The organism is Bifidobacterium angulatum DSM 20098 = JCM 7096, assembly GCF_001025155.1.
Lineage (GTDB): Bacteria > Actinomycetota > Actinomycetes > Actinomycetales > Bifidobacteriaceae > Bifidobacterium > Bifidobacterium angulatum.
Genome location: NZ_AP012322.1, coordinates 863,699 through 874,496 on the forward strand (window position 1 = coordinate 863,699; position 10,798 = coordinate 874,496).

At 50.0% G+C, this 10,798-nt stretch carries 5 protein-coding genes; all 5 read left to right on the forward strand.

What is annotated here, in order from left to right:
* The first annotated feature begins 1 nt into the window (after position 1).
* From brxC to pglX (BBAG_RS08455), 5 genes are read left to right on the forward strand one after another with little or no spacing between them, the layout of a single operon-like run.
* Positions 2 to 3,658 carry a BREX system P-loop protein BrxC gene (gene brxC, locus BBAG_RS03465; protein WP_003826153.1) on the forward strand — a complete coding sequence of 1,219 codons (3,657 nt, stop codon included), beginning with the start codon at positions 2 to 4 and terminating at the stop codon, positions 3,656 to 3,658.
* Complete coding sequence (gene pglX / locus BBAG_RS03470) at positions 3,655 to 5,538, forward strand: BREX-1 system adenine-specific DNA-methyltransferase PglX (RefSeq protein WP_003826155.1); 1,884 nt, start codon at positions 3,655 to 3,657, stop codon at positions 5,536 to 5,538. The genes brxC and pglX (BBAG_RS03470) overlap by 4 nt, the downstream gene beginning before the upstream one ends.
* A complete protein-coding gene (locus BBAG_RS03475) occupies positions 5,531 to 6,940 on the forward strand; it encodes an SIR2 family protein (RefSeq protein WP_003826157.1) in 1,410 nt (469 codons plus the stop codon). The genes pglX (BBAG_RS03470) and BBAG_RS03475 overlap by 8 nt, the downstream gene beginning before the upstream one ends.
* The gene (locus BBAG_RS03480; RefSeq protein WP_033508187.1) at positions 6,937 to 9,036 is read left to right on the forward strand and encodes an ATP-binding protein; all 2,100 of its coding nucleotides are present in this window, start codon (positions 6,937 to 6,939) and stop codon (positions 9,034 to 9,036) included. The genes BBAG_RS03475 and BBAG_RS03480 overlap by 4 nt, the downstream gene beginning before the upstream one ends.
* Positions 9,029 to 10,768: a BREX-1 system adenine-specific DNA-methyltransferase PglX gene (gene pglX / locus BBAG_RS08455; protein ID WP_231855908.1), complete on the forward strand. Its 1,740-nt coding sequence runs from the start codon at positions 9,029 to 9,031 to the stop codon at positions 10,766 to 10,768. Before BBAG_RS03480 ends, pglX (BBAG_RS08455) begins: the two co-directional genes overlap by 8 nt.
* Positions 10,769 to 10,798 lie beyond the last annotated feature (30 nt).

Sequence of the window (10,798 nt, forward strand, 5' to 3'; positions counted from 1 at the left end):
GATGAACGGGGAAAGCGCTATCAGCTTCAAGGAGTTGTTCAGCAAAGACATTGACCGCAATATCAATGGTGTGATCAAGGCCAATGATGAGAAGAACCTTGACGATGAGGTCAACGAGTATGTGCTTACGGAGGAGATTTGCCGCAATCTGGCCAAATTCCTTGACGCATACAACGACCCGTCGAACCACGAACAGAACGGTGCATGGATCTCCGGTTTCTTCGGTTCTGGTAAATCGCACCTGTTGAAGATGCTGTCGCATATTCTGGGCGAGGTCCCGGCTGAACTCGTTGACAAGGGCAATAAGCCGACCATGAGTCGCGAACAGATTGTTCATGCCTTCATGGGCAAGGCCGAAGCACAGGATGACCAGATGCTTGCAGGCCAGCTTGAAAAGGCTTTGACGATACCAGCCACGTCGATTCTATTCAACATCGATCAGAAGGCGGATAAATCCAATGCCTCCGACATGCTGCTGTACGCTTTTGTCCGCGTATTCGATGAGGCGCGTGGTTTCTACGGCAAGAATCCATACGTTGCGAAATTCGAACGCGATTTGGCGAGCAATGGTTATTTCGAGGATTTCAAACAAGAGTTCGAGCAGGTGGCTGGCAAACCATGGAGCGAAGGCCGTGGTGAGGCCGTGCTATGGGATGATGAGATCTGCGAAGCCTATGCCGCGGTGACGGGCAAGCCGGAGCAGGATAGCATCATCCAGCGCTATGAGGATACGTATACGATGACGGTCGGCGATTTCGCAGACGACGTGAACGCATGGCTGTCCCATCAGGAACCGAACCGCCGCATCCTGTTCCTCGTGGACGAGGTTGGCCAGTTTATCGGTGAGAACAGGGAGCTCATGCTGTCCCTGCAATCTATTGCCGAGGATCTTGCCGTTAAGACCAACGGGCGTGCGTGGGTAGTGGTCACCTCTCAGGAAGACATGGATACCATCGTCGGTGATCGGACCAAGCAGCAAAGCTATGACTTTTCGAAGATCCAGGGCAGATTCTCCATCAAGCTGAAGCTTAACAGCGCCGACGTGGTGGAGGTCATTCAGAAGCGCTTGCTGACCAAGAAACCGGAATATGAGTCGGTGATGAACGAGCTGTGGGATGAGCAGAACGCGAACCTGCGCACCATGTTCGAATTCACTCGTGAGACTTCGAAATTCAGTAATAACAAGGCATACAGCAAGGACGATTTCATCGCATCGTATCCGTTTGTGAACTATGAGTTCGAGCTGTTCCAGAACGTGCTGCGGGAAATGAGCCGGTACAACATGTTCTCCGGGCGTCATGCGTCCGTGGGTGAACGGTCCATGCTTTCCACCATCAGCAGCACGCTGCGGTCCAGCCAGAATGAGATGGTCGGGGCCCTGATGCCGTTCGACAAACTATATGACGGTATTGCCGACGCCATCCAATCAACCTCGAACTTCCGCATCAACCAAGCCGAAAAGAGACTCGGCTCCGATATAAAGGAGCTGGGCGTGCGCCTGCTGAAGGTGCTGCTGCTGGTCAAGCATGTCGACGGATTCCCCACCACACCGCATAACCTGCGCATTCTGCTGACCGACCAGTTCGACATGGACGTGATGGAACTGGAACGGAACATCAAGTATGTTCTGGGAGAGTTGGAAAAAGACACGTATGTGCAGCGTGTGGGAGATACCTACAATTACCTGACCAACGAAGAGCAGGATATCGAGCAGGAGATCAAAAGCACGGACATCGACTCCAGCAAGGAAATCGATGAGCTGAAGAAGATCCTGGTCAGTGACGTGCTCGGCAAGATGACCGTGGCATACGGCGAACAGCGTGCCCAGTTCCGCTATGGTTTGCGCATCGATGGGGTGCAACAGTCCGCGCAACAGCCCATCTGGTTGAACGTGGTCACATCGACCAATGCGCAGGACCGTGCCGATGCCATTCGCATGGGCATGGGTATGCGCGACACCATCACTTTGCTGTTGGATATGTCCGACAGAACACTGTTCGATGATCTGCGCATGTACGTGAAAACCTACACATACCTCATGCGCACCGACAAGAACAGCCAGTCAGAAGTGCGCCAGCAGATCATCTCCCGTAAGAGCGTCGCCAATGAAAGGCTTTACACGGAGCTGCGTACCCGCATCGTCAAAGCCGCAGCCAATGGCGAGTTCGACTATAACGGCGGAACCGTGGAAGTGAAATCCACCGAGGTGCAGGCCCGTATGGCGGAAGGTCTTGGAACGCTTATCGGCCGGTATTACACGAACTTCTCCCTGCTCGGCGGGCAACGATATGAGGAAACGGATCTCGCCCGTATCATCATGAACGCTTCGCAGCACCAGCCTGGCATGCTTGACGGCATGAACGCAGTGCAGGACAAGCTCGACGTTCCCGCCGATGATGTGTTCGCCGCGGTCAGTCGTGACAAAGGCAAAGGCATATTCGCCACCGTCAAGAGCCTTCTTGATGCCTACGGCAGCGTTCCCTATGGTTGGCCGTACGCCGCCACGCTCGCATGCATCGGCCACCTGTATGGTTCCGACAGAATCACGCTGACGCTGGATGGCAAGCCGGTGCAGCGCAGCGAGGCCGCCCGTTTGCTTAGGGAAACGAAGAAGCAGGATTCCATCCGAGTGGATCTGCCACGCGTATTCGACACGAGAAAAGTTTCACAGCTGCGTGACTTCGCCAGGGATTTCCTTGGGCTCACCGCCGCGGACCTGCCATCGAATGCGATTGATCTGGCGGAGGCCGTTACCACGCGACTTAAGCGGGAAGCGGAGAGTTTGACCCAGCTGCGCGTGCGCAATGCCCGATTCGGCTTTGTGCAGCAGCTCGACAAGGCCATTGAGAAAATCAACTATGCCTCCGGAATGGGTGAGGACTGGCTGCTTGGCGATTTCACCGCACAAGAAACCGAAAACGGTTCCGAGGAACTGCTCGAGTTTAAAGAAGACGTAATCGACCCGATTGTCGCTTTCCTCAACGGCTCCCAATCCAGGATTCTTGCAGACGGATTGGAATGGCTGAAAAACAACAAGCCGAACATCGACTATGTATCTGGTACTACGGCAGCAAACCTGTACCAATCCGCGGAACAGCTGGCAAACGACCCGAACATCTTCCGCAAAACTAATAAATTCAAGACTGCCATTGACGATCTGCGTGAGGCAACAGACGCAACCATCCAAACCGAACGCGCCAACGCGCTTAACGACGTGGAAGATATTCGCACCAGAATCCACGATTCCACCGAATATCAGCACGCAACACAAGCCGCGCAAACCAAGGTCGAGACAGAACTGGACCAAGTGGCGGAACGCATGCAGCGCATACCGTTCATCTACAAAATGCGCGAAAGCGTACACGAACTGAGCGAACGCACCTACCCACAACTCATCAACACGCTAGCAGCCTCCGCGCCGAGGCCGAAGACCGCACTCGCAGATGAGGCGCAGACTCCATCTACTACGCCGATGGATGTGAACATTCCTGAATCGCAACAAAAGGAAACCCCGCGCGTGGCCGTGTCGTTCGCCACCATCAGCAGGCCGCATACCAAGGACGCCTTGGAAACCAAGGATGATGTGGATGACTTCCTTGATGCTTACCGCCGTGAGCTTATCGCCGCCATTGAGAATGGAAAGAAGATCCTGCTATGAACACGTCGAAACTGCAAGCCTTCGCAACGGATGCGCGCCGACAGCTCATGAACGCGGTGAGGGCCCGGCTTGACGCCGCATTGGTGCCGAATTCCGACGCCCAGGTTGACGACCCGCGTGCGTTCGATTTTCTGCAGCGTGAGATCGAGCGTGCCGGTGGAAGTGAGCAGGGCCGCAAGCATGTGGTGGAACGTTATGCGTACCGATGGTTCAACCGCATCATCGCGTTCCGTTACATGGATGTGCACGGGTTCACCGGCACGCCGGTGGTCTCTCCAGTCGGTTTGACCAGCACGAATGGTCTGCCGGAAGTGCTTGCAGCGGCGAAACGAGGCGAGTATGACAGCAGGGTGTTCTCGTTGCGGGTGAATGATAAGGCCAAAGAGCGCATTGAAGGATTGCTGAGTGGTTCCATTCTGGCGGATGATCCGCAGGGCCGCGCGTATGGTCTGCTGCTGCAATCCGAATGCCGGTTCTGGAATCGTAACCTGCCGTTCATGTTCGAAAACGTCGGCAAGGAGGCCGGCAGAGTGGATGAACTGCTCATGCCAGCCGATCTGCTCGCCGAGGGTTCCGTGTTGAGGAATGCGGTGGAGGTCATGACCCCGGAGGATTGCGGTGTTGACGATCCGTCCGGCAATGTGGAGATCATCGGCTGGCTGTACCAGTACTACATTTCGGAACGCAAGAACGAGGTGATGGACGGGTTCAAGAAGAACCACAAAGCCGGAGCCAATGAGATTCCCGCCGCCACCCAGCTGTTCACGCCGGATTGGATCGTGCGCTACCTCGTGCAGAACACCGTGGGCAGGTTGTGGATGCAGTCGCATCCGGATAGCCAGCTGCACAAAAACTGGGATTATTACATCTGGCCTTCAGAGAATGATTCCGTCGGGAACGAGGATATTCTCGCAATCCGGACTCCGGAAGACCTGACCGTATGCGATCCTGCATGCGGTTCCGGCCACATGCTTACCTACGCGTTCGACCTGCTGTATGAGATCTACGAGGAGGAGGGGTATGCGCCGAGCGATATTCCCAGCCTGATTCTCAAACACAACCTGTACGGCATGGAAATCGACGAGCGAGCCGCAAGCCTTGCCGCCTTCGCTCTGACCATGAAGGCACGCTCCCGTTCCCGTAGATTCTTCAAGAAGCAGGTGGAGCCGAATATTCAGCGCATTGCGCCGATTACGTTCAAGGAAGACGACGTCGCCGAGCTGAATGACCTATACCAGGTGAATCTGGATTCCATGGTATGGAACACCTATGCGAAGGCGGACGTGTATGGTTCGTTGATTCAGCCGCCGCAGGAGCTTGTTGAATTGGCGGCGTCAGCGCAGAAAAATGCTGATGACATTGGCACGCTGTTCGACCCGCTTCTGCGTGAACATGCGGAGGAGGTTTTCGCTCAAACAAGGTATCTTGCCTGCAAATACGCGGCAGTGGTGGCGAACCCGCCATACATGGGCGCAAAGAACATGAGCGGCGAGCTCAAACAGTTCGTACAGGACCATTATGAGGATGGTAAGGCTGACCTCTTCGCCGTATTCATCATGCGTAACCGGCAATTCCTGCGGCATAACGCGATGTTAGGCATGATTACGATGCAATCGTGGATGTTTCTTTCCTCGTTTGAAGCGTTAAGAAGGGATATTCTCCAAAAGTGCACTATAACTACTATGGCTCATCTTGGAACAAGAGCATTTGGTAGCATTGGTGGAGAAGTAGTATCCACGACGGCATTTGTATTGTTAAATTCGTTTGTCTCCCATTATCTCGGCACGTTCATTCAACTCGTGAATGGCGAATCCGAGAAAGAGAAAGAGCGTATGCTCAGAACTGCTGCTCTTCAGGAAAGTGGTAATCAAAATGAGTGATTTTACCCCGGAAAACATCCTTAAGGTCCGTGACGACAGAGAGCCAGTTTGTTTTAAGAGAATAAATGACCAAGACACAAACAAAAGTGCTGAGTTCGAACTTTATGACGGAACATTCCAGCCAAACTGGTTGCAAAATGTTGCTAACTTCAACACAAGGACATTGCGTGAACGTATTGAGCCGTGGCTGACAGCATTATTCCAGTCCGAGCATCTTAGTTTGCTGGCCGGTTCAGGACTCAGCACGGCTGTATCGCTAATGGCAACGAGTAAAACCGGTGCTGGAATGAATACTGTTAAGTTTCCAAAATTTAATAAAGAAATTAATACTGCTGCATTGTCTAGTGCTAAGGCGGCAGGTAGGGATGGTGCCAATATTGAAGATCAGATTCGCGTTGCAAATGAATTGATTCGTGGATTAGAAATTCTCAACAGGGGAGAAGAAGCTTCAACTCTGCAAAATAGGTTGAAGACGGTTTTGATGCATTTTGCGAATTCTGTGCTTGCCGGAGAAACGGCAATTGCTGAGGCCGATCAAAATAAGCGCGAAGAAGCCTTTAATGCCCTTGTAACTTTCCTAATGAGTTTTGCAAGCAGAACAGGGACAAGAGATCGTGTCAATATTTTTACCACGAACTATGATCGCGTAATTGAGATAGGTGCAGAACTTGCAGGTATGCATCTGTTGGATCGGTTCGTGGGGAGTATTTCTCCGATTTTCCGTTCTTCACGTTTGAACTTGGACATGCATTATAATCCGCCAGGAATGCGTGGAGAGCCTCGTTATCTGGAGGGTGTGGCACGGTATACTAAACTTCACGGATCCGTTGATTGGGTTCAGACTGTGGACGGTATACGTCGAATTGGAATACCGTTCGGAGCAAAAAGCGTTGAACCATTCTTTGATGTGGCGGGTTTCAGCGAATCGGCGGCATACAAGCTGATGGTTTATCCGAACGCTGCTAAAGATATTGAAACAGCGGGTTATCCTTATGTCGATTTATTCCGCGACTTTGCTGCTGCTATTTGTCGTCCCAATAGTACTTTGGTGACGTATGGGTACAGTTTTGGTGATGATCATATCAATAGAGTAATTAAGGATATGTTGACGATTCCCTCAACGCATCTTGTCATTATTTCTTATGATGACCGCTTAGGGAGAATAATGAAGACCTTTAAGGAATGGGGCAGGTCTGCGCAAACAAGTTTAATGATAGGACCGGCTTTGGCCGATTTCTCAACGTTGTCTACGTACTATTTGCCTAAACCGGCTATCGATAAAACGACGTTCCGTATGTCTGAACTTCTGAGGCAACGTATGGGGGGAGCAGATGATTCGAGCAGCCAGAGTGATAAATCAGAGAAAAAGGCCGTCACGGAGGGGAGGGAAAATAAGCTATGAGTCTTTCGCCCTTGGCATATGCTGACTCATTGAGAGTCGGCACAATCGATTTTGTATCACCTGATGAGATTCGCGCCCAACTGGATATCGAAGCACCTGATCAAGTGGCACTGAACACGGGTGAACCAAGAACATTTCCCCGTGTCAATGGGTATGTTCTAATTCCCTGTGATGGAGGCTACTTAGTAGCTCAAGTCGTATGGATTACCATTGAACGGTCCCAATATCCCAAGAGACAGGGACTAAAAGATTTTGGCTTAATCGATTTACCTTATCCTCTTCGTAAGATGAGCTTAACTCCCATGGGTGTGCTGTCTCTGAGTGATGAGATAGCAAAATCTACAACCAGTTATGAGTTTCATCGTGGAGTTGAGGGATATCCTACGGTGGGAGATTCTGTTCTCATTCCTACGCAAGCGCAATTGCGGGCGATTGTTGAATCTGGTGAGAACCGGTATGTTCTGATTGGGCATAGTCCTCTTGCGGCCAATGCCGAGGTAAGGGTGGATCCCAATAGACTATTTGGCCGTCATCTTGCTGTATTGGGTAACACGGGTAGTGGCAAATCTTGCTCCGTAGCAGGATTGATTCGTTGGTCTCTTGAGGAAGCAAAAAAACAGCGGGAAGATTCGGATAGTAACCTTCCAAATGCGCGATTCATCATTTTGGATCCTAATGGTGAATATTCCAATACATTTCATGATATTGGTGGGACTCGAATTTTTGCTGTAGAGGGCGATGAGGTTCGTCAGCAGCTTAAAGTTCCTTTCTGGTTTTGGAATGCAGAGGAGTGGGCTACTTTTGTCAAAGCGAGTGGCCGTGCTCAAAAGCCGATGCTAGTGCAATCTTTAAGGTCTGTTCGAGACGGTGCTTTAAAAGAAGATTATGCACCTAGTGCGGGCATGAGGAGTTTTTTGCGTACGCTGGTTAGTAGTATGCAAATCATAAAACGTACAGGAACACCGTGGGATAACAACTATGGGCACATTAAAGGGTTTTTGAATAAAATTCAAAATTGGCGGGATAGTCTTGTCGATGATGACTCATTTACTAAAGAGGAGAAAAAGGCGCTGTCATGTATTCGTGATTATATTGACAGTCTTGTGCAAGCGAGAAACCAAAAATTTGCGCCAGTAGATTTTAAAAGGCAAGAAATCGACGAGCTGCTTTTGCTATTAAAAAATGCGCATCATTTTTTTGGTGGCAGTGATCAAGATGTTTTGCCATTAAGTGCCGATGTTCCTCGTCCTTTTACTGGCGACCAGCTATTGAGAAGCATCGAGGCTACATCCGAAATGATGAATACTTCAGATTATGTTGAAACCATGCTGATGAGAATACGAACGTTGCTTGCAGATAGTAAGTTAAAAGCAGTTTCTGGTGATGATGTTCAGATTACGCTTGATGACTGGTTGGCTAATTATATTGGTGCTGATCAAGGTGCCAATGGTCCAATTTGTGTAATCGATCTTTCGCTTGTTCCGGCAGAGATGATACAAATTGTTACTGCTGTTATTGCCCGAATGACGTTAGAGGCACTTCAACGATATCGCAAGTTAAATGATGGCAAGGTTCTTCCGACTGTACTGGTTATGGAAGAGGCGCATACGTTCATTAAGCGATATTCACAAGACTCAGATGATCAATCTGCTTCACGTCTTTGTACTGAAATTTTTGAGAAAATTGCACGTGAAGGGCGAAAATTTGGACTTGGCCTTGTGCTTTCCTCGCAGAGGCCAAGCGAGTTATCTCCGACGGTACTTTCCCAATGCAACAGTTTTCTGCTTCATCGTATCAGCAACGATAAAGATCAGGAACTAGTTCATCGCCTTGTTCCCGATAACATGCATGGACTTATGAAAGACCTTCCCGTTCTACCTGCGCGACAGGCCATACTGATGGGCTGGGCTTCTGAGTTGCCAGTGCTTGTGGAGATGAACAAGTTGCCTGAAAATCAGCAGCCGAAGTCTTCGGATCCCGATTTTTGGGAAGTCTGGACTGGTAAAGAATCAAGGTCTGTGAATTGGAAGGCTGTAGCTGACGATTGGCAGCAAGTAAATAGTTCTGTTGGAGGAGATGACAGTGGCCATGCCTAATGCTATCTTTCATGTTTCTGCTCAGGAATTCGCACAAATCCCTGGTTCGTCAATTGTCTACTGGCTCAGCAAACCCATGCTAGATACTTTTGCTAAGAACAAAGCACTCGAGGAAATTGCAGAGCCAAAAGTAGGTCTTCAAACGGGAGATAATGCTCGATTCGTACGTGAATGGTGGGAAGTTTCGCAATCCAAATTGAAGCTCACGTCTGATAACGCAAAGGACAGAAAAACTTCGGCTTGCGATAAATGGTTTCCCTATAACAAAGGTGGCGAATATCGTAAATGGTATGGAAACCAAGATTATGTGATTAATTGGGAAAATGCTGGTCAAGAATTGTATGATTTCAAGCCAAAATCAGTTATTAGGAATCCACAGTTCTATTTTCAGTCCTCAGTATCGTGGTCCAATGTGTCTTCTGGGACTCCTTCATTCCGGTATTATCCGGAAGGTTTCATTTTCAGCCATGTTGGTGATTGTCTTTTCCCTAAAGATGAACTGGATAGAGACAGGCTTATTGCAATTTGCAATGCTTCGGTAACAGGTCAGCTGTTGGCTGCAATGGCTCCAACTCTGCATTTTGAAGTTGGACAAGTTGCGAAGTTGCCGATTGCCAATCTTCTTCCGGGAAATTGGACTTTAAAAGTTGATAATTTGATTCAGAATGCTAAAGATGATTGGAACACTCAAGAAATTTCATGGAATTTCAGTAAGCCGATATTGTTTGATGAGGAACAGACAGACTTTTCATCTGGCGTTATAGAAGAGCTTGTTAAGAATGTTCGCTCGTATTGGGCAATGATTGCTTCGGAACAACAGCAGCTTGAGATTGATAACAACATAGCTGTGGCGGACGCATATGGCGTGCGTGATGATGCGCCATGTGACGTGCCGTTGGAACGCGTGTCGTTGAAGCGTAACGTCGCGTTCGCATATCCGAAGGATACTCCGGAAGTGCGCAACGAGAAATTCGCGCAAGATGTGGTTAAGGAGCTCATTTCGTATGCGGTGGGCTGCATGTTCGGCAGGTATTCGCTCGATAAGCCTGGTTTGATTCTCGCTTCGCAGGGTGAAACACTTGATGACTACCATGCACAGATTCCGAACCCGTCATTCGGACCGGACGCGGACAATGTCATTCCTGTCACGGAGACGGACTGCTTCGAAGATGATATCGTGACACGGTTCCGCAGGTTCCTCACCGTGGCGTTCGGCAAGGAGAATCTGGCTGCGAACATCGCCTACATCGAACAGGTGCTGGGTAAAAGCATTCGCAAGTATTTCGTGAACGACTTCTACAACGACCATGTGAAGATGTATTCGAATCGACCGATCTACTGGCAATACTCTAGTCAAACCAGCAACAAGGGAACCTTCAAGGCGCTGGTGTACCTGCACCGGTATACACCGAAAACTACAAACGTGGTACTCAACTATCTGCGCGACTATGCCAACAAAATCTCCGACATCGCCGATAGCTTGGAACATTCGGATCGTGCCGCGGACCAGAAGCAGGCCGCCAAACTCCGTAAGGCTGTTCTTGAGTGCAAGGATTATGAGGACCAGACCCTGTACCCACTAGCTACCCGCAACCTGGAAATGGATCTGGACGACGGCGTGCTGGTGAACTACCTGCGCATGGGCAAAGCCCTTCGCGTCATTCCCTCCATCGAGCGAAAGCGCAAAGAAGTCTCCACCTGGACTTGGCCCGTCCATCCACTGGAATCGTGATAAACGCAGCGGCATGTCTCGAACAGATGT